The 17,662-nt window shown below is 70.4% G+C and carries 22 protein-coding genes and 1 pseudogene; 16 read left to right on the forward strand and 7 right to left on the reverse strand.

The genetic code is table 11. From position 1 onward, the window contains the following. Nucleotides 1-176 precede the first annotated feature (176 nt). The 6 genes and pseudogenes from A4R44_RS38030 to A4R44_RS51325 form a co-directional block, all read left to right on the forward strand. Entirely contained in the window at nucleotides 177-494 is a 318-nt protein-coding gene (locus A4R44_RS38030; RefSeq protein WP_157905102.1) for a hypothetical protein, read from the forward strand. A 28-nt stretch (nucleotides 495-522) separates the two neighbouring features. Further along, on the forward strand, nucleotides 523-807 hold the full coding sequence (locus A4R44_RS38035; RefSeq protein WP_067592054.1) for a DUF1905 domain-containing protein: 285 nt from the start codon (nucleotides 523-525) through the stop codon (nucleotides 805-807). A gap of 116 nt (nucleotides 808-923) precedes the next feature. Beyond that, entirely contained in the window at nucleotides 924-1,847 is a 924-nt protein-coding gene (locus A4R44_RS49625) for a tachylectin-related carbohydrate-binding protein (RefSeq protein WP_198545604.1), read from the forward strand. A gap of 3 nt (nucleotides 1,848-1,850) precedes the next feature. Beyond that, nucleotides 1,851-3,032: a N,N-dimethylformamidase beta subunit family domain-containing protein gene (locus A4R44_RS49630; RefSeq protein WP_198545605.1), complete on the forward strand. Its 1,182-nt coding sequence runs from the start codon at nucleotides 1,851-1,853 to the stop codon at nucleotides 3,030-3,032. A gap of 140 nt (nucleotides 3,033-3,172) precedes the next feature. Continuing rightward, nucleotides 3,173-4,195 (forward strand): LLM class flavin-dependent oxidoreductase, encoded by a 1,023-nt coding sequence (locus A4R44_RS38045; RefSeq protein WP_067592057.1) that lies wholly within the window; start codon nucleotides 3,173-3,175, stop codon nucleotides 4,193-4,195. Between the two features lie 6 nt (nucleotides 4,196-4,201). Continuing rightward, nucleotides 4,202-4,391 (forward strand): annotated as a pseudogene (locus A4R44_RS51325) (5-methyltetrahydropteroyltriglutamate--homocysteine methyltransferase); the annotation flags it as partial. Nucleotides 4,392-4,487: 96 nt separating this feature from the next. Here the strand turns inward: A4R44_RS51325 and A4R44_RS38050 are convergent. Genes A4R44_RS38050 through A4R44_RS38070 form a run of 5 tightly spaced genes read right to left on the reverse strand, consistent with a single transcriptional unit; the run spans nucleotide 4,488 to nucleotide 8,277 of the window. Continuing rightward, nucleotides 4,488-5,108 carry a 3,4-dihydroxy-2-butanone-4-phosphate synthase gene (locus tag A4R44_RS38050; protein WP_067592060.1) on the reverse strand — a complete coding sequence of 207 codons (621 nt, stop codon included), beginning with the start codon at nucleotides 5,106-5,108 and terminating at the stop codon, nucleotides 4,488-4,490. Further along, nucleotides 5,105-5,686 (reverse strand): NADPH-dependent FMN reductase, encoded by a 582-nt coding sequence (locus A4R44_RS38055; protein ID WP_067592062.1) that lies wholly within the window; start codon nucleotides 5,684-5,686, stop codon nucleotides 5,105-5,107. The genes A4R44_RS38050 and A4R44_RS38055 overlap by 4 nt, the downstream gene beginning before the upstream one ends. A gap of 24 nt (nucleotides 5,687-5,710) precedes the next feature. Then, nucleotides 5,711-6,493, reverse strand: coding sequence for a creatininase family protein (locus A4R44_RS38060; RefSeq protein ID WP_093574576.1), 783 nt, complete (start codon nucleotides 6,491-6,493; stop codon nucleotides 5,711-5,713). 12 nt (nucleotides 6,494-6,505) lie between these two features. After that, a complete protein-coding gene (locus A4R44_RS38065) occupies nucleotides 6,506-6,913 on the reverse strand; it encodes a RidA family protein (protein ID WP_067592065.1) in 408 nt (135 codons plus the stop codon). Further along, nucleotides 6,910-8,277 carry a cytosine permease gene (locus tag A4R44_RS38070; protein ID WP_067592068.1) on the reverse strand — a complete coding sequence of 456 codons (1,368 nt, stop codon included), beginning with the start codon at nucleotides 8,275-8,277 and terminating at the stop codon, nucleotides 6,910-6,912. Before A4R44_RS38070 ends, A4R44_RS38065 begins: the two co-directional genes overlap by 4 nt. Before the next feature lie 194 nt (nucleotides 8,278-8,471). On the opposite strand from A4R44_RS38070, the gene A4R44_RS38075 reads away from it, so the two are divergent. Beyond that, a complete protein-coding gene (locus tag A4R44_RS38075; RefSeq protein ID WP_067592071.1) occupies nucleotides 8,472-9,638 on the forward strand; it encodes an LLM class flavin-dependent oxidoreductase in 1,167 nt (388 codons plus the stop codon). A gap of 46 nt (nucleotides 9,639-9,684) precedes the next feature. On the opposite strand, the gene A4R44_RS38080 is transcribed toward A4R44_RS38075, so the two are convergent. After that, entirely contained in the window at nucleotides 9,685-10,269 is a 585-nt protein-coding gene (locus tag A4R44_RS38080; RefSeq protein ID WP_067592074.1) for a helix-turn-helix domain-containing protein, read from the reverse strand. 709 nt (nucleotides 10,270-10,978) lie between these two features. Between A4R44_RS38080 and A4R44_RS49635 the strand changes: the two genes are divergently transcribed. The 5 genes from A4R44_RS49635 (at nucleotide 10,979) to A4R44_RS38105 (ending at nucleotide 15,932) form a co-directional block, all read left to right on the forward strand. After that, nucleotides 10,979-11,698, forward strand: a complete 720-nt coding sequence (locus A4R44_RS49635; protein WP_067592077.1) for a GntR family transcriptional regulator — start codon at nucleotides 10,979-10,981, stop codon at nucleotides 11,696-11,698. Further along, the gene (locus A4R44_RS38090; protein WP_067592080.1) at nucleotides 11,695-12,639 is read left to right on the forward strand and encodes a carbohydrate kinase family protein; all 945 of its coding nucleotides are present in this window, start codon (nucleotides 11,695-11,697) and stop codon (nucleotides 12,637-12,639) included. The genes A4R44_RS49635 and A4R44_RS38090 overlap by 4 nt, the downstream gene beginning before the upstream one ends. 5 nt (nucleotides 12,640-12,644) lie before the next feature. Further along, nucleotides 12,645-13,667 (forward strand): ADP-ribosylglycohydrolase family protein, encoded by a 1,023-nt coding sequence (locus tag A4R44_RS38095; RefSeq protein ID WP_157905103.1) that lies wholly within the window; start codon nucleotides 12,645-12,647, stop codon nucleotides 13,665-13,667. Between the two features lie 38 nt (nucleotides 13,668-13,705). Beyond that, nucleotides 13,706-15,091 (forward strand): MFS transporter, encoded by a 1,386-nt coding sequence (locus A4R44_RS38100; RefSeq protein WP_067592083.1) that lies wholly within the window; start codon nucleotides 13,706-13,708, stop codon nucleotides 15,089-15,091. A gap of 118 nt (nucleotides 15,092-15,209) precedes the next feature. After that, nucleotides 15,210-15,932 (forward strand): alpha/beta fold hydrolase, encoded by a 723-nt coding sequence (locus tag A4R44_RS38105; RefSeq protein WP_067592085.1) that lies wholly within the window; start codon nucleotides 15,210-15,212, stop codon nucleotides 15,930-15,932. Nucleotides 15,933-15,995: 63 nt separating this feature from the next. Here A4R44_RS38105 and A4R44_RS38110 read toward each other — a convergent pair whose 3' ends face one another. Beyond that, complete coding sequence (locus A4R44_RS38110) at nucleotides 15,996-16,205, reverse strand: CsbD family protein (RefSeq protein WP_067592088.1); 210 nt, start codon at nucleotides 16,203-16,205, stop codon at nucleotides 15,996-15,998. A gap of 182 nt (nucleotides 16,206-16,387) precedes the next feature. Between A4R44_RS38110 and A4R44_RS38115 the strand changes: the two genes are divergently transcribed. From A4R44_RS38115 to A4R44_RS49640, 4 genes are read left to right on the forward strand one after another with little or no spacing between them, the layout of a single operon-like run. After that, nucleotides 16,388-16,849, forward strand: coding sequence for an Asp23/Gls24 family envelope stress response protein (locus A4R44_RS38115; RefSeq protein WP_067592091.1), 462 nt, complete (start codon nucleotides 16,388-16,390; stop codon nucleotides 16,847-16,849). After that, nucleotides 16,846-17,172 carry a hypothetical protein gene (locus tag A4R44_RS38120; RefSeq protein WP_067592094.1) on the forward strand — a complete coding sequence of 109 codons (327 nt, stop codon included), beginning with the start codon at nucleotides 16,846-16,848 and terminating at the stop codon, nucleotides 17,170-17,172. The genes A4R44_RS38115 and A4R44_RS38120 overlap by 4 nt, the downstream gene beginning before the upstream one ends. Then, on the forward strand, nucleotides 17,169-17,486 hold the full coding sequence (locus A4R44_RS38125) for a hypothetical protein (protein WP_067592097.1): 318 nt from the start codon (nucleotides 17,169-17,171) through the stop codon (nucleotides 17,484-17,486). Before A4R44_RS38120 ends, A4R44_RS38125 begins: the two co-directional genes overlap by 4 nt. Continuing rightward, nucleotides 17,483-17,659, forward strand: a complete 177-nt coding sequence (locus A4R44_RS49640; RefSeq protein WP_037370607.1) for a hypothetical protein — start codon at nucleotides 17,483-17,485, stop codon at nucleotides 17,657-17,659. Before A4R44_RS38125 ends, A4R44_RS49640 begins: the two co-directional genes overlap by 4 nt. The last annotated feature ends 3 nt before the right edge of the window (nucleotides 17,660-17,662 follow it).

Genomic DNA, 17,662 nt, shown 5'->3' on the forward strand with positions numbered 1-17,662 from the left:
TACATCTGATGAATCATCGTCGGTGTGCACGGGAGTGCTGTCAAGGAGATCCCGCTGAGCGGAGCAGGAGGAATCAGGATGCCGGAGCACGGCACCCGGAACTCGCGGGTGGAGAACTCGTGCGTTCCGCCGATTCGCTCGCGGTCCGGGCGAACCGGGAGGTGAAGGATCCGGCCGTGGACATCGCGCACGACAACGTATTCCGCGAACTACCCGGGCATCATGCCGGCGACCGGCCACGACCTGCTGCCGGTCTTCGGGCAGCCGCTGAGCGCGGACAACGCCCCGCACCACTGCGGCGGCGCTTTCTGGGGCGGACAGCGGAAATTCGGCGCGATCAGTTCTTCGCCCAGTGCAAGGACAACCCCGGCATCGTGCTGCGGGACACGGAATCCACGACTCGGCCTCTGGCGGAATCCACTTCACAACCGGCGGACCGGCGGCAGGCCGGTACCGTGTCGAAATCCCGCGACCAGGTTCGTACCTCGGGGTGAACGTTCCGCCGACCCGAAGGAGAACCCGATGACGACCGGCGAACTCGACGAGGAATTCACCGCGACCTTGCGCACAAGCCCGGCCAAAGGCGGCCACACCTACCTGATCTGGCCCGGCTCCGCGGAGTTCTTCGGCACCCGCGGCCTGGTGAAGGTCCGCGGCACCGTCGACGGCGAGCCGTTCCGCAGTTCCTTCATGGCGCTCGGCGACGGCACTCACAAACTCCCGGTCAACGCCTCGCTCCGGAAAGCGATCGGCAAGGAGGCCGGAGACACGGTGACCGTCGTCCTGCTGGAACGCCTCGCCCGCTGAGCCGTTGCGCTGATCGGGTGGTCGTGGTGCCGCCGGGTAAACGACCTGCGGCCGCCCGAGCGTGAGCCCCATCAGAAGTGTGCGAAGGGGACGCACACCGAACTCCTGGGGGAGACATGGGGACCATCAGCGGCCGTCCGGCATTGCCGATCGCCGAAGCAGCACAGGCACCTCCGGAAGAAGCACTGGAAACCGGAGCGTTCGATCCGCACCAGCGGTGGAGCAGGCTCGTCGGCGGAGGCGACGGGATCGTCTACGCCGTGCAGTCGGACGGTGCCCTGTACTGGTACCGGCACCGGGGCTGGCCCGCCGCCGCGTTCGACTGGGCCAACCAGGGCGGCGGGCTGCTGATCGGATCCGGCTGGCAGGACTTCGACACGGTGCTCGGCGATCTGAACGGCGTCCTCTACGGAGTGCGCGGGGACGGGACGGTGCTGTGCTACCAGCGGCTCGTCGCCGACCTGGACACCGGCGCGGGGACGTGGGCCAACAACGGCACCGGCGTCGTCGTGGGGACCGGATTCAACGCCTTCCCGCGCATTTTCGGCGGCCCGGGCGGCGTCATCTGGTGCGTGGACGCCGACGGAGTCCTGTACCGCTCACGGCGAGTCAACGGCACTTTCGAAACGCCTCAACCGCTCGGCGACGGATTCAACGCCGCGCGCTATCTGTTCTCCGACACCGCGAATGTCCTTTACGCGGTCAGCGGCACCGGAGCGCTCACCTGGTTCCGCTACCGCGACGGCATCGGATGGGCGAACGGCGGGCAGCCCGTCGCGATCGGCGACAACGACTGGTTCGAGCTGTTCCGCCGGGACTTGTTCGCCGGAGGCGGCAACGGCGCGGTTTATCTCATCCGGATCGATCATTCGACGGTGCCGGGCGACGACGGCGATCTCGTCGAACTGCGCCTCGCCAACCATGAGACGGTCGACACCGACGGCGGGCCGCGCTGGATCGACAACGGGACCGGTGTCGTCGTCGGGAAGGGTTTCACCGTCGAGCGCGGCGCCGGGCTGCAAGGGTATCCGCGGCAGTAGAGCGTGCCCGCCGGCGGCCGCGTTTCCATCGCGCTGTCGACGGCGTTCAGCTCGGTCACCGCGCAGCTCGTGCGCGTCGCCCCCGGCGGGGACACGCCGGAGGCGGTCACCGGGACGACCACCGTCGCAGGCGGTCTGCAGACGGTGGCCGCGAACTACCGGTCCGCCGGATGCGGCTGGGCCGAGCGCTACGCCGCCGACATCCCCGCGACCTGGCCGTCCGGGGTGTACGCCGCGCGGCTGACCGGCCGGTTCGGCCGTGTGCAGCACATCCCGTTCGTGGTGCGGCCCGCGGCGCCGGCGCGGAAAATCGCCGTGGTCCTGCCGACCAACACCTACCACGCGTACAACGGCTGGAGCGGGCACGACCAGTATTCCGAGGGCCAGGAAGGCGTCCGGCGCCCGATCTCGTTCCTGCGGCCCAGCTACACCTGGCTGATCGCGCCGAAGGGCCAATACGACCTGGAGCTGTACAGCGACCTGGAGCTGCTGCGCTGGCTGAGCGCGGAGCAGATCGGGTTCGACTGCTACATCGACCACGATCTGCACGTCGGCGGCTGGCTCCCGGCGTACAGCGCGGTCGTGCTCGGTTCGCATCCGGAGTACTTCTCGATGGCCATGCGCACCAATCTGGCGAACTACCTCGCCTCCGGGGGCAGCGTGATCGCCACCGGAGGCAACCAGATCTACGAGCGCGCGGAGTTCGACGCCGACGGCACCACACTGACGTTCCGTGCCGCCGACGGCAGCCGCGATCTGTTCCTCGACCACTACAACCTGCCCGAATCGCAGCTGCTCGGGGTGAATTTCGAATACGAGGGCTGGATGACCTTCGCGCCGTACCGCGTGCTGCGCGACCACCCGTTCCTGGCCGGGACCGGCCTGACGCCCGGCAGCGAGTTCGGCGCGCACGGCCGCAACGGCGCCGCGAGCGCCTGGGAGTTCGACACCCTCCAGGGCCTCGACGGAGAGGCGCCGCCGAGCGGGGTCATCGCGCAGGGGACGAACCCGACCGACCGCGCGGGCGCGGCGATGGTGTGCAAGGAGCTGCCCGGCGGCGGGTTCGTGTTCAGCGCGTCGTCGATGACGTTCAACGGCGCCATCCGGGTGGACCCGGTGGTGCGGCGGCTGCTGCGGAACGTGTTCGACCGGGCACTCAGCCGTCCCGCGCCGGCGCTCTCCTGACTCTCCGCTGCGCAGCGCCCGAGGTTCGTGAGGGGAAATCAGAGTCCCTCAGGGTTCCCCTCACGAACCTCGGCGGCACCGCGCGGAGGAGGCGGCGGACGCCCGGGAATGAGCCACGGTAGTTGAACGTTTGACGATGCGTGAAGAACATTGGCTTCCTCTCGTTCGGCCACTGGTCGCCGAGCCCGCACTCCGAGACCCGGTCGGCCGCCGACTTCCTGCACCAGTCGATCGACCTCGCGGTCGCGGCCGAGGAACTGGGCGTCGACGGCGCGTACTTCCGCGTGCACCACTTCGCGCGGCAGGCGGGCAGCCCGTTCCCGCTGCTCGCGGCCATCGGCGCGCGGACGTCGAAGATCGAGATCGGCACCGGCGTGATCGACATGCGCTACGAGAACCCGCTGTACATGGTCGAGGACGCCGGCGCCGCCGACCTCATCTCGCGGGGCAGGCTCCAGCTCGGCGTCAGCCGGGGGTCTCCCGAGCAGGTGATCGACGGCTGGCGGTACTTCGGCTACGCCCCGGCGGAGGGCGAGACCGAGGCGGACATGGCCCGTGACCGGGTCGAGGTCTTCCTGAAGCTCCTCGAAGGCGAGGGCTTCGCGAAGCCGAACCCGCGGCCGATGTTCGCCAACCCGCCGGGCCTGCTCCGGCTCGAACCGCACTCCGAAGGCCTGCGCGACCGCATCTGGTGGGGCTCGAGCTCGAACGCGACGGCCGTCTGGGCGGCGAAACTCGGCATGAACCTGCAGAGTTCCACGCTCAAAGACGACGAAACGGGCGAACCGCTGCACGTCCAGCAGCGCAAGCAGATCGAGGCCTACCGCGAGGCGTGGAAGGAAGCGGGCCACGAGCGCGAGCCGAGGGTGTCGGTCAGCCGCAGCATCTTCGCGCTGACCAACGACCTGGACCGCGCCTACTTCGGCAGCGACCGCAATTCGCGCGACCAGATCGGCATGATCGACGAGAACACCCGGGCGATCTTCGGCCGCTCGTACGCCGCCGAACCGGACGAACTGGTGCGGGAGCTGAAGGAGGACGAAGCGGTCCAAGCCGCGGACACGTTGCTGCTGACCGTGCCGAACCAGCTGGGCGTCGACTACAACGCCCACGTGCTGGAGAGCATCCTGACCCACGTCGCCCCGGAGCTGGGCTGGCGCTGAGCGCACCCGCGCGTGGAGACGGCCGAAGAGGTGCGCGACCGGGTTCTGCGCGCAGCCCGCCACGTTCCGGTGGAGCAGACGGCGACTTGCGACGCTTTTCCCGCTCGCGGACGACCAATCGACCTCGCGGCAGATCGCGTTCGGCAAGCTTCGCGCGCGGTGGGAAGGCATTGCGCTCGTGGCGGATCAGCTCGGCGTCGATCGGCCGGGCATCGATCGGCCGGGCGGTGGCTGGCCGGGCGGTGGCTGGCCGGGAAAGGCGGTGCGGGGAACCCCGAGGCAATCGGATTCCTCAGGGTTCCCCGCACCGACCGGAGACGGCGGCGACTGCCGAATCGAGCACCGGCACGCCGTGCGCGGAGGCGAAGGCCGCTGCTTCGCCCGGCGTGGCCATCCGCCTCGGATCTTCGGGACTGACCAGCTCGGCGAACGCGGCCGCCGCGGGCAGCCGGGCCAGCATGCACAGGCCGACAGCCGCTTCAGGGAGTGCGAGCCTGCCGAGGATCCCTCGCGGGTGGACGGCGTAAGGCAGCACGTGTCCCGGTCGATGGAGGTCCCCGGGCCGGGCGCCGCGATCCGCGAGACGCCGGATCGTCTCCGCCCGGTCCGCCGCGGAAATCCCGGTGGTGACGCCAGTCGCGGCGTCGACCGCGACGCACCAGCCGCGCTCGCCGTCGTGGCGGAAGCTCGGTCGCATGGGTGGCAGGTCGAGCGCGTCGCACCGGTCGCCGGGCAAAGCGACGCCGACCAGTCCGGACGAGTGCCGGATGACGAACGCCAGCGCGATGGTGGACGCCTCCGCCGCGGGCAGGACGAGGGCCGCGGCGCCGGGGGTGGTGAGCACGATCGGCTGGCCGTGCGCGAGCGCGTCGAGTGCGGCGTCGAGCGGGCGTGCGTCGAGCGAGATGGTCATGCGACCGTCCGGATCTCCGCCGTCGCGAACCGGGCCACCTGCTCGGCGACGGTCGCGAGCTGGGCGGCGAGTTTCCGGTCGGCGACGCGGCCGTCGGCGGCGAAGGGCTGAGCGGTCGAGTCGACCACGACGCCGAGCGGGGTCGGCCAGCCGCGCAGGGCGTGCACAGTCGAGCGCAGCGACGTCAACGTCGTGACCCCGGCTTGCGGCCCGTACGCGCTGACGATGCAGCCGACGGCGCGTCCGTGCAGGTAGGGGCGGTCGTCGCCGGCGAGGTCCTGGAGGTAGTCCAAGGCGTTCTTGAGCAGGCCGGACAGTCCGCCGTGGTATCCGGGCGTCGAGATCAGCACGCCGTCGGCGCGGCGGACGGCGTCGAGGAACGCGGTCGCGGACGGGCAGCGGTGCGCGAGATCCGGTTCGTACATGGCGAAACCGAGGTCTCGTGCGGTGAACAGTTCGGTGCGGGCCCCGTGCGCCCGCACGTTTTCGAGCACCGCGCGGAGGGCTCGTTCGGAGGAGGAATCGGGGCGGACGGTGCCGCCGACGCCCACGATCGTGGGTTCCTGGACGGTATGCATGGCGAACCGGCTTCCTGCGGTGGGTTATCGCGATCGGGCGGAATCGGGGAAGTCGAAGCGGGCGACCTCCGCGAGCTGGTCGCCCAAGGCGGCGACCATCGACGTGAACCCGCTCGCGCCCGCTTCGGCGCTGGCCAGGGTCGGGTCGCCGAGGTAGCCCTCGGGGCCGAAATCGTCGGCCAGCCAGCCGAACGCGACGCTGCCGCCGAATCGGGCGTGGACGTTGTCGGCCAGCTGCGCGGGGATCCGCCGTCGCGCGGCGGAGAGGTCGACCAGGTCGGGACGCAGGTGCAGCATCAGGGACGTTTCCGCGGCCCCGCCGTGGATTCCGAGCCCGTTTTCGCTCGCGGCCCAGGCCGGGTCGTGCTCCTCGGCGAGGAACACGTTGATGCCGAACGTCAGCAGGCCGTAGGCCAAGCGCAGATCGCGCAGCGCGGTCTGGATCTCGGACACGTTCCCGCCGTGGCCGTTCACAAGGACGATCCGGCGGATGCCGGCGGCGGCGACCGAACGTCCGATGTCGTCGAGCACCGCCGCGAAGGTCGCGGTGGACAGGGACAGGGTGCCCGCCGCCCAGGTGTGCTCGACGGAGCGGCCGTAGCTGATCGTCGGCAGCAGCCAGAGGTCTTCGTCGTGGGTGGCGACGACTTCTTTCGACACTGCTTCGGCGACGAGCGCGTCGGTGGCCAGCGGGAGGTGCGGGCCGTGCTGTTCGACGGCGCCGACGGGCAGCACCGCGACCGAGGACGGTCCGCAGGCAGCCTCGACCTGCGACGCCCGAAGTTCAGCGAATATCCGTGCAGCCATAAGGAATCTCCTTCAAGCACCGAGATGGGCGACGGCCCGGATCTCCACCCGCATCTCGGGGGTGGCCAGCGGGGGATAGATCAGCAGCGACGCGTACGAACGCTCGGACAGCAGCTTGGGCGCGTGCTCGGCCAGCCAGCCGTCGCGCACCCGCATGTACTCCGCGCGGTCGGCGGGATCGGCGAGGAACTGGTCGAACTGCACGATGTCCTCGAACTCCGCGCCCGCGTCGGCGAGCAGCCGGCGCACGCGGTTGAGCGTGACGAGGGTTTGCGCGGCGACGCCGTGGGCGGGCTGGCCGTGCTCGTCGGTGACGCCGTCGATTCCGCTGAGGAAGACGAAGCCGCCTGCCGCGGCTCCTCTGCCCCAGGGCTGGACCGTGGCGCCGTACTTCAACGGGCCAAGTGCTTGTTTCGTCACGCGTCGGCCTTTCGGTAGCGTCGGATGAGGTAGTAGGCCAAGGCGGCGACCGCGCCCGCGACCCACGGGGTGAGGTCGCCGAACTGCGGGAAGCGCTCGGCGAACGCGCCGGTGTAGAGGCTTTGGTCCATGAACGGCACGGAGACCGCGATGGCGATCACGAACGCCGCCAGTCCCGGGCGGAACCGGCGGGCGCGGTCGAAATACCGCCGCGGGTCGATCTCCTCGCGGCCGAAGACCACGGCGTCCATGACGACGATCCCGAGCCAGGGGCCGATCCAGTAACCCATCAGGAACAGGAAATTCTGGAAGGTGCCGAAGACGGACCCGGCGTTGTGCCCGGCGACGAAACCGACCGCGGTCCCCAGCACGCCGATGATGATCGCGGAGATCCAGCGGCGAACCTTGGCGCCCACCATCAGCAGGCCGAGCGAAGCGGTGTAGATGTCCAGGACACTGCCGGAGATCGAAGCCGCGAGCAACGCCACCAGGATCACGGCGGCCAGGCCGGCCGGAATCAGCTTCGCCACCAGATCGGTCGGACTGTCCACCGTGATCACGGTGCCGATCGCCGCTCCGACGACCGCCATCCACAGCCCGGCCAGCGACGCGCCGGAGAACGCCGCGAGCAGCACACGCCGGCGGGAGGTGTCGCGCGGCAGGTAGCGCGTGTAGTCCGAACCGCCGATCGACCAGCCGAACGTCCTGGTCGAAGCGAGGGCGACGGTGGTCAGCATGCCTCCGGCGACCCCGCCCGCACCCCGGGCCACGACGTCGCCGGACGCGGCGAGATCGCCTTTCGCCAGGCCGTACCAGGTGAGGATTACGAACAGCGCGGACGCGACGATCGCGAGGAAGCGTTCGGCCTGGTGCACCAGATCGTGCCCGATGATCGCGATGACGATCTGCACCGCCGCCACCGCGACGAGCGAAACCAGGAAAGGCAGCCCGAACAGCTCGCGGACGATGTAGGCCCCGAGCACGGTGTTGACCGCGAAATAGCCGAGGCCGGTCAGGCACAGGAGCAGCACCGGCAGGAAATTGCCGTAGTAGCCGAACGGAATCCGCGACTGGATCATCTGCGGCACCCCGGCGCGGGGCCCCATCGACGCGGCGAAGCCCAGCAGCACGCTGCCGATCAGGATGCCGATGGCCAGCGAAAGGACGGCTTCGCCGAACCCGAGGCCGAGGAACGCGGTGGGAATGGCGCCGACCGCGAGCGCGGAATACTGCAGATTTCCCGCGAACCACAGGGAAAAGGCCGAACGCGGCGAACCGTGGCGCTGGTCGTCGGGAATCCTTTCGATGCCGTGGTGCTCGACGGACACGGCGGGTGGGCGGACTGCGTGGGCTTCGTTGACCATCTGTCCTCCAGCGGAGAGCCCCCTGCGGCGGCAGTGTTGATATAGGTAACACGGCTGCCCCAGCCTGCGCCGCGCCTTCCGCAGATGTCAAGAGGGTTCTTGGGCTTGACACTCCGCAGGTCGGACCGCACAGTGTTGATATTACTTACATTCTTGCGGACGACCCGGCCGAGCCCGGGCGGGATGGAGGCGCTGTGCGGCACGGAGTGTTTTTCTTCGGCTCGGTCGAGATGCCGGACGTGCTGGCCGGGAACCCGGTGCCCGCCGCGCGGCGGCGCGCCACCCGCGAGCAGGTGTGGCACGCGCACGAGCGGCTGCTCGGGATGGGCGAGCTGGCCGAGGAGCTGGGATACGACAGTTATTGGCTGGCAGAGCACCATTTCCAGCACGAGGGCTACGAGGTCGTGCCCAACGCGATGATGCTCGAAGCGCATCTCGCCGCGCGGACCTCGCGGATCCGGCTGGGCTCGATGTTCAGCATCGTCCCGCAGTGGAATCCGCTGCGGCTGGCCGAGGATTTCAGCAGCCTGCTCAACCTGTCGCGCGGACGAGCGGTGCTCGGCGTCGGCCGGGGCACGGTGTCTCGCGAACTGCGCAGCCTCACCGCGCACCAGGCGGACATCGGGGTGCTGACCTCCAGCGAGGAACGCAAGGTCATCGACGCGCACAACCGTGCGGTTTTCGCCGAGTACATGGACATCGTGCGCACGGCGTTGGGTCAGGAAACCTTTTCCTACCAAGGGAAGTTCTTCGAACTGCCGCCGCCGGACAACCGCGACCCCGAGCACGAGGCGGACACGCTGACGCTGGTGCCGGGTCCGTTGCATCCCGTCGAGATCTGGCAGGCGGTCACCAGTCCGCCCACTTTGGACTACGCGGCCGAGGTGGGCCACGGCTGTGTCTGGTGGAACCAGTACCACGGATACATCCGCGAACAGTGGGAGCGCTACGCCGAGCTGTACGAACAGCGGCACGGCATCCGGCTGGCCCCGGGGCAGAACCGCATTCTGGTGCTGCCGGTGCACCTCGCCGACACCCACGAAGAGGCCTGGCGCACCGGGCGGATCGGGCACGACGAGTTCTGGAATCTGCTCGCGCCGTTCGGCTGGAGCAGCGGCTACCGCGGCGACGACGGCAACCGGGCCCCGGCCGGGCTGGTGCCGACGCTGGAGCAGTCCACGCAGCAGAAGTGCTGGGCGGTCGGCACGCCGGAGGAGGTCGCGGAGATCGTGCAGCAGCACAAGGACACGCTCGGCCTCGAACAGCTCGTGGTGTTCCCGCATTTCCCCGGGCACACCTACGACATGGCCGCCGAGCAGATGCGGCGCTTCAGCGAGCAGGTCGTCCCGCTGCTGCGCTGAGCTTGTTTTCCGGACCGCGCGGCTCTCCCGGCCGCGCGGTCCGCTGTCATTCCCCGGCGTTGATCAGCAGGACCCGGACCGGTTCCTCGCCGAGCCTGCGCCAGCGATGCGGCCGCGATCCCGGGTAGGTCGCCACGTCGGCCTCGCCCAGCTGCTCGCGGCGCCCGTCGGCGAAATCCAGCTCGATCCGCCCGGCGACGACGTACAGCATCTCCTGCCCGACGTGCTCGAAATACTCGCCGAACTCCGCCGGGCCGCCGGTGTATTCGATGGGCTGCACCGGAAAACCCGCCCGGGACAGCGCCCGCGCCGTGGACCCGGTCGGGATTTCGGCTCCCGGCATCACCATTCCCTCGTCGGCGCGCAGCAATCCCACGCCCTGCTCCGCGGGACCCGCGAGAAGCGCCGACACCGTGGTGTCCAGCGCGACCGCGATCCGCTGCAACGTGCTGACGCTCGCGGCGGCCAGCCCGCGCTCGAACTGGCTGAGAAAAGCGTGCGAGAGACGGGAAACCTCGCCGACCTGCTTGAGCGTCAGCCCTCGGCCGCGCCGCAGTTCGCGCACCCGCGCCCCGAGTGTTTTCGCCGGATCCGGCGCTGCTCCGGAATCGGGGGCGGGAGGGGTTCGCATGGGCCCGACTATACCGGAGCGCGGGTGTTCCGAAGTGGACTCCGATGGGGAAACGCGGCGATGTGCAAGGGAAATTCTCGCCGGAGGAGCTGGCGCGCCCCGCTCGGGGACCGCGAACTCGCCAGCGGGCGCCGGAGCGGGTGCGTCCGCGTCGGCAGACGCGTTCGAAAGCCTTGATCGAGCTGCGGAAGCCGTCGAGAACGTCGGTATTGACGGCGTCTTCCACGGTCGCACCCTCCTGGAGCGCGGTCCGCGCGAGCTGTACGGCCCGGGCGGTGCCTTGCAGCTGGAACCAAGTGCGCACCTGGCCGGGCAACGACGAGACCTTCACGATCTCGGGACAGCCAGCCGGAAGCGGTGCGGAGGGCGCGGTTGTCGCCGGTGCTTCTGCGGTCGCGTCCGGCGGCGGCGGGCGACGGAGAGCCGGGGACGACGAGGACGCCGTGCCGGGGCCCGCGCATGCGGTGCAGGCGAATGCGCGGAGCGCGGTGACGATTACCCGCTTGCCAGGTCGTTTCCGCGGCCTCATCGCGGTTCGACCTCCACGGCCGTTCCGGCGCGGATCGGTCGTTCGCTGAGGGCCCGACCGGCCCAGCGGGTGTCCTTCGGGCCGGCGGTACCCGGCTGGCTGTTACTCGACCGGACCGGGCTGGTCGTCGAAAAGCGAGGGCAGTGCGAGCCAGTTGACACACTTAGTACACTAAGTTGCATGACCGGTCGACCCAGTCGTGCGCCGCTTTATCGCACGATTCAGAGCGAGATCCAGCGCGACATCCTGAGCGGCAGGCTGAAGCCGGGGGACTGGCTCCCGTCGGAGAGTCAGCTCCGGGCGCAGTACGGGGTGTCCCAGACGTCCGTCCGGCGCGCTTTTCAGGAGCTGCAGCGGCTCGGACTGGTGGAGCGGTTCCACGGCCGGGGCAGCATCGTCGCGTCGAACGAGATCCGCGCGATGAGCCCGATGCTCGGCCTGGGGCGCGAGCTCCGGCAGCGCGGCTTCGCGATCCGGCCCGAGCTGCTCGGCAATGCCGAGGAACCCGCCGCCACAGCAGTCGCCGAGGCGCTCGACCTCGAACCCGGCGACACCGTGAGCCACATCGAGCGGCGTTACTGGATCGGCGACGATCCGTTCGTCTTCCTCGACCACTATCTGGCCCCCCAGCCCGGGATCGACTTCGCCGAGTTCACCGGGGATTCGCTGTACGCGTTCCTCTCCGGCCGCGACGCGCAGCCCACGCACGCGCGGGAGCGGGTCAGCGCCGTCACCCTGTCCGCGGCGGAGGCCGACCGGCTCCAGGTCGCGCCCGGGGTCGCGGCGATGCTGCGCGAGCGCACGTCGTTCGGCGCCGATCAGCGGCCGGTGGAGTTCACCCGCTACATCCTGCGCGGCGATCGCTACCACCTCGACATCGACCTCAGAAGCGAGCGATGAGCGCCGCGGCGCGGCTCGTCGTCGTGGGGGACGCGAGCATCGACTACTTCGTCCAGGTCCCGCACATCGCGGGCAACGACAACAAGGCCATCGGCTCCCTGTCCGGCGTGTACGGCGGCGGGATGAGCGCCAACCTCGCCGCCGCGGCCGCGCAGCACGGCATCGCGGTCGACCTGATCACCAAGACCGGGGCGGGGCCGGACACCGATGCCGCGCTGGCCGAACTCCGCAGGCTCGGGGTGTCGATCGAGCATTCCCTGCGCGACCTCGAGCATCCGACCTGGATGTGTTTCGTCCAGCTCGACGCGAGCGGGGAGAAGGCGCTGACCGGCGCGGACACCGGGATCAAGATTCCGGCGATCGAGGAGATCGACGCGTCGGTCCTGGCGGGGGCGGACATCGTGGCGCCGCTGGCCGACGACCTCGAATGGGCGGCCGCCGTCGCCGAACTCGGCCGGGAGCGCGGAACGCGGGTCGCCGTCGATCTCGAACCGGACGCGTTCGAGCCGGATCAGCCGGAGTTCGCGCGGCTGCTCGGGCTGAGCGACATCGTCTTCCTCAACGCCGCCTCGGCGGCCAAACTCGCCACCACCCCGCGCGACGCGGCCCGGCAGCTGATCCGGCTCGGCGCGGAACTCGTCGTCCTCAGCGAAGGCGCGCACGGAGCGTCGGCGGTGGACCGTGACGGTGTCGTGCATCGCGCGCGGTCGACCGGCGAGGTGACTGCCGTCGACACGACCGGCGCCGGTGACGCGCTGGCCGGGGCGTTCCTGGGCGCGTTGCTGGCCGGGGCCGAAGTGCCCGAAAGCCTTCGCCGGGCGGTGGCCCAGGCGACCCGGTGCGTCACCGCCGTCGGCGGCCGCACCTATCTGTCCGGCTCGCAGCGCGGCGAGCGGCCAGACGACCTGATCACGATCACGACTGAGAGGCAACCGAGTTGAATTCTGTGCTGCGTTCCAAGATCCACGGCAGTCTCGCCGCGGCCTGCCTGGCCGACGCGCTCGGCGCGCCGACCGAGGAACTGAGCCGGGACCAGATCCGGGCCGCGTTCGGCGGCTATGTCACCGAGTTCCACGCCCCGCTCCCCGGCGCGCCCTACGCCAAGGGCCGCGCCGCCGCGCAGATCACCGACGACTCCAGCCAGATGATCCTGCTGGCCCGGCTGCTCGCCCGGACCGGAGCCGCGCTGAGCCCCGGCGACATGGCGCAGCTGCTGATCGAATGGTCCAAGAACGAGAACTACTTCCCGCACTTCGCCGGGCCGACCACCCGCGAGGCGATCGCCCGGCTGGAACGCGGCGAGGACCCCCGCGAGGTCGGCCGGACCGGGACCATCATGACCCAGGGCGCCAGCAACGGGGCCGCGATGCGGGTCGGGCCGGTCGGGCTGTTCCACCACGGCGACCCGGAGGCGGCCGTCCGGACGGCGTTCACCACCTGCGTGCCCAGCCACAACACGCCGCCCGGTGTCGCGGGCGCCGCGGCCGTCGCCGCCGCGGTCGCGCGGGCTTGCACTCCCGGCGCGGAGATCGTCGACATCGTCCGCGCGGCCGTCGACGGCGCGCGAGCGGGTGCCGAACTCGGCCGGACCGAGGGCCGTGACGTGCCGGGCGCGTCGGTCGAGCGGCGGATCGAGCGGGCGGTCGCGCTGGCCATCACGGCTCGCGACGACGAACACGCGATCGACCTGATCGCCGGGGAGATCGGCGTCGGCCTGCCTGCCGCGGAAGCGGTGCCCGCGGCGCTCGGGTTCTTCGTCGCCGCCGGCGGAGATCCGGTGCGCGTCGCGCGGCTGGCCGCCAACGCGGGCGGGGACAGCGACACCATCGGCTGCATGGCGGCCGCGATCGCCGGCGCGTACCGGGGCATCGAGGCGATCGACGCGGAGGCCGTCGCCGAGGTGGAGCGCGCGAACGATCTCGACCTTGGCGCGCTCGCCGACGAACTCCTCGCCGCCGCGCGGCACTGACCCCCTCTCCCCGCCCCGATCCGAAGGGACGCTCGACGATGAGCGCACGAAGCGAAGAATTCGCCACGGTGACCTGGAAGGAACGCCTCTCTTTCGGAGGCGGTGATCTGGCCACGAACATCGCCTGGGGTGCGCTGGCCACCTACGTGGTTTTCTTCTACACCAACGTGATCGGGGCGGCGGCGTCGGCGGTCGGCACGATCGTGCTCATCGCGCGGCTGTTCGACGGCGTGGTCGACGTCGGGATGGGCGCGATCGTCGACCGGACCTCGACCCGCTGGGGCAAGGCGCGCCCCTGGGTGCTGTGGGCCGCCGCGCCGTTCGCCCTCGCGCTGATCCTGGTGTTCACCGTGCCGGGCATGGAACCGGCGCCGACGCTGGTGTACATCGCGATCACCTACGCGCTGATGAACATCGCCCTGAGCGCGGCGGTGATCCCGTACGGAACGCTGAACACCCGGATGACGCGGGACTTCACCGAACGGTCCCGGCTCAACGTCACCCGGATGTTCGGCGCCACCCTCGGCTCGCTGGTCGTCACCGTCCTCACTCTGCCGCTGGTGAGCGCGCTCGGCGACGACCAGCGCGCGTGGATCATCACCTTCTGCCTGTTCGGCGCGGTCGCGGCGGTGCTGTTCTTCATCACCTTCCGCAACACGCGGGAACGTATCGTGGACACCGCGCCGCCGAAGGACCAGCCGGGGATCGCCGAATCGCTGAAGCTCGCGGGACGGAACCGTTACTGGCTGCTGCTCTTCGCGATCTTCATCGTGTTCAGCGTCGCGGAATCGCTCTACACCGGAGCGACGGCCTACTTCGCCCAGTACTTCCTGGGCAATGCCGGGTTCGCCGCGCTGATGTCGTTCCTGCTCTACATTCCGGCTTTGCTCGGAATGCTGTTCATGCAGCCGGTGTACCAGCGTTTCGGCAAGGTCGCGCCGATGATCGTCGGGGCCGCGATCTTCGTGGCGGGCTCGCTGGTCATCGCCATCGACCCGACGGACATGACCCTGGCCGTCACCGGCTCGATCCTTCGCGGCATCGGGCGGATCCCGATCTTCGGCGCGATCTGGGGCATGCTGCCCGACACCATCGAGTACGGCGAGTGGAAGAACGGCCGCCGGCTGGAAGGCGTGCTGTACAGCGCGGGCAGCATGGGCCAGAAGCTCGGCTACGGCCTGGGCGCGGCGGTGCTGGGCTGGGTCATGGGCGCGGCGGGCTACAACGGCTTGAACCGCACCCAGCCGGATTCGGCGCTGTCCGCGATCAACGCGTTGTTCGTTTATGTGCCGATGGCGTTGTTCGTGCTGTTGATCGTGCTGTTCTGGGCTTACCGGCTGGAGCGGATCTACCCGACAGTGGAGAAAGACCTGGCCGAACGGCGCGCGTCGGCCGGGGAACGCTCGCTTCCGCTCGGCGATTGAGGCGGGGTCGTCCCTGCCGCGCTCGGGCAGCCAGCGGTATCGCGTTCGGCCGGGTTGTTCGCGACGCTGTGGTTGCTTCCCGGCGCGTGGAGGGGGATCCAGTGACAGATTCTGGCGGGTGGCGGCGGTCGTCGCGGCCGCGTGCGCCGCTGGCGCGGCTGATCCTCCGGCCGCCGGACCGCGCCTGGTTCCGGCGAACGGCCGCGAGACGGCGTTTTCCGTGACTCCGGGCCGGTCGCGCGCCATTGCGCTCGGCGCGGGCGGCGGGACGGATTCTCCGGAATGGCGCGAGGTCGCCCCGGAACTCGCGGCCAGGACCGGATCCGAGGCAATCGCCTGCGACCGGACCGGGGAGGGCGAGAGCGACGAGGCGCCGGGTCCGTGGGGGGCGGACAATTCCGCCGCCGGGCTGACGCGGTCGGGCGTGGCGGGAAACGTCGTCCTCGTGTCGCATTCACTGGCGGGCGAAGTCGCTTTCGCCCGGAGCCGTCCGCAATGGGCTGCGGGTGCGGTGGACGCCGATCTGCCGCAGTTCTTCACTCCGGAGGAGACCGCCAAGCCGGTGGCGTTGAACGAGGAACAAGCCGAAGAGTTCCAGAAGGCGCCGTCCACCCGGCAGACCCGTCAGCCGGCGACCTGGCCGTCCGGCATTCCGGCGGCCGTGATCGTGTCCGCCGGGACGCCGGTTCCGGCTCCCGAGGACGCGCGCTCGTGGCGGCAGGCGCAGCAAGACTTCGCGCACGCCGCGCCGAACCGGACCCTGGACACCGCTGAGCACCGTTCCCGCGACGTCCCGCTGGATCGGCCGGACGCGGTCGTCGCGAACCTGCTGAAGCGCTGACCGCCGGAAAGCGAACGCGGGACCCCGCCGCGGTGCCGGGGTCCCGCGTTCTTCGCGCGAAAGTCAGTCTTTCTTCAGCGCGTTCTTGACTTTGCCCGCAGCGTCGCCGAGAGCGTCTTTCACGTTTTCGGCGGCTTCTTTGATCCCGGCCTTCGCCTGGTCGGCTTTGCCTTCGTTCTCCAGCTTCTCGTCGCCGGTCAGCGAACCGGCGGCCTCCTTGGCCTTGCCGCCGAAGTCGTCTGCCTTGGCACCGATCTTGTCACCCGTCGACATGGGTCTCCTCCTTCATTGGCGAACAACGAACGCGGAATGCGTCAGAGTGGACGACAACGCGGATCCCGAATCGTCATTCACCCGATGATGTGATTGTCGCCACTCGTTCGGGGAGTGAGCTTTGCGCGGCGGCCGGGTCGAACCGATGAACTGAACAACGGGAACCGACTGGAGGAGATTCGATGGCTTCGACGACTGACACGGCGGCCAAGTCCCAGGACGTGGAGAAGGTCAACGCCGGTCCGCTGACCAGTTCGCAGGGGACGACCACCGTCGCGGACGTGGTGGTGCAGAAGATCGCCGGGCTGGCGACGCGCGAGATCCCGGGCGTGCACGACCTCGGCGGCGGCGCGGCGCGGGCGTTTTCGGCGCTGCGCGAGCGGATCCCCGGCGCGACCGCGTCAGCCGGGCAGGGCGTCTCGGTCGAGGTAGGGGAGAAGCAGGCCGCGGTGGACCTGCAGATCGTGGTCGAGTACGGCGTCTCGATCGCGGACGTCGCGCGCTCGATCCGGCGGAACGTGATCAGCGCGGTGGAGGGGATGACCGGGCTGGAGGTGGTCGAGGTCAACATCAACGTGGGCGACCTGCACCTGCCGTCCGACGACGAGGAGGACGCGTCCGGCGACAGCGGCCGGGTGCAGTGAGCGCGGTCGCGGGGCCGGGCCGGATCGTCGCCGCGGTGCGGCTGCCGGTGACGGCGGGCGTGCGCGGCGGGCGGTCCGGCCCGGCCGCGGGGCTCGGTCCGGGCGACCGGGTGAGCGAGGCCGGTCGCGTCCGGCGGTGGCCGGGGGCGGCGAGTCCGCTCGCTGATCCCGCGAGTGTCGAGGCGGCCGGCGTGCGTGCCGGTCGCGTCCGGCCGTGCGCCGCGAGCCGGAGCACTGCCGCGGCGCGGAAGCTGGATGTGCGCGGCGGGGACCGTCCGGCGGCCGAGGCGATCGTGTCCCGCGAGGGCGGGCGGGTGCGATGAACCCCCTGGACGAAGCCCGCCGGATCGCCGCCGCGGTGCGGGAGCTGCCGGAGGTGGCGGACGTGCACAGCGGCGAGTTCGGCCGGGTCGCGACGCTCGGGCCGGGCGGCCGGGCCGGCGGAGTGCGGGTGACCGAAGAGGACGTCACCGTCGGCGTGACGGTCCGGGCCCCGTTCTCGGCCGGTGCCGTGGCGGCCGCGGTGCGCGCGGCCGTCGCGTCGCCCGGCCGTCCGGTGCACGTGCTGATCGCCGACGTCGAAGTGCCGGCCGCGGTGGAAACCGCGCCGGAGAACCGGAAGGAGACGGTGTCGTGAACGCAACGGGATTGGGGCTGATCACCGGCCTCGCACTGGGCCTCGCCGCCGCGATCGGCGGGTTCGGGGCGTTCCTGCTGGTCCTCGTGCTGGGCGCGGTGGGGCTGCTCGTCGGCCGCCTGCTCGACGGCAAGCTCGATCTGTCGCAGCTCACCGGCCGCGATCGGGGCTGAGCC

It is taken from the genome of Amycolatopsis sp. M39, assembly GCF_001651785.1.
GTDB lineage: Bacteria > Actinomycetota > Actinomycetes > Mycobacteriales > Pseudonocardiaceae > Amycolatopsis > Amycolatopsis rubida.

Excerpts from the sequence above, each read along its gene's own strand:
- A4R44_RS38115 (WP_067592091.1), top strand. The coding sequence starts at position 16,388 with ATGGCTTCGACGACTGACACGGCGGCCAAGTCCCAGGACGTGGAGAAG.
- A4R44_RS49635 (WP_067592077.1), top strand. The coding sequence starts at position 10,979 with ATGACCGGTCGACCCAGTCGTGCGCCGCTTTATCGCACGATTCAGAGC.
- A4R44_RS38110 (WP_067592088.1), bottom strand. The coding sequence starts at position 16,205 with ATGTCGACGGGTGACAAGATCGGTGCCAAGGCAGACGACTTCGGCGGC.
- A4R44_RS38100 (WP_067592083.1), top strand. The coding sequence starts at position 13,706 with ATGAGCGCACGAAGCGAAGAATTCGCCACGGTGACCTGGAAGGAACGC.
- A4R44_RS38060 (WP_093574576.1), bottom strand. The coding sequence starts at position 6,493 with ATGGCTGCACGGATATTCGCTGAACTTCGGGCGTCGCAGGTCGAGGCT.
- A4R44_RS38055 (WP_067592062.1), bottom strand. The coding sequence starts at position 5,686 with ATGCATACCGTCCAGGAACCCACGATCGTGGGCGTCGGCGGCACCGTC.
- A4R44_RS49625 (WP_198545604.1), top strand. The coding sequence starts at position 924 with ATGGGGACCATCAGCGGCCGTCCGGCATTGCCGATCGCCGAAGCAGCA.
- A4R44_RS38050 (WP_067592060.1), bottom strand. The coding sequence starts at position 5,108 with ATGACCATCTCGCTCGACGCACGCCCGCTCGACGCCGCACTCGACGCG.
- A4R44_RS38035 (WP_067592054.1), top strand. The coding sequence starts at position 523 with ATGACGACCGGCGAACTCGACGAGGAATTCACCGCGACCTTGCGCACA.
- A4R44_RS38080 (WP_067592074.1), bottom strand. The coding sequence starts at position 10,269 with ATGCGAACCCCTCCCGCCCCCGATTCCGGAGCAGCGCCGGATCCGGCG.
- A4R44_RS38090 (WP_067592080.1), top strand. The coding sequence starts at position 11,695 with ATGAGCGCCGCGGCGCGGCTCGTCGTCGTGGGGGACGCGAGCATCGAC.
- A4R44_RS38125 (WP_067592097.1), top strand. The coding sequence starts at position 17,169 with ATGAACCCCCTGGACGAAGCCCGCCGGATCGCCGCCGCGGTGCGGGAG.
- A4R44_RS38070 (WP_067592068.1), bottom strand. The coding sequence starts at position 8,277 with ATGGTCAACGAAGCCCACGCAGTCCGCCCACCCGCCGTGTCCGTCGAG.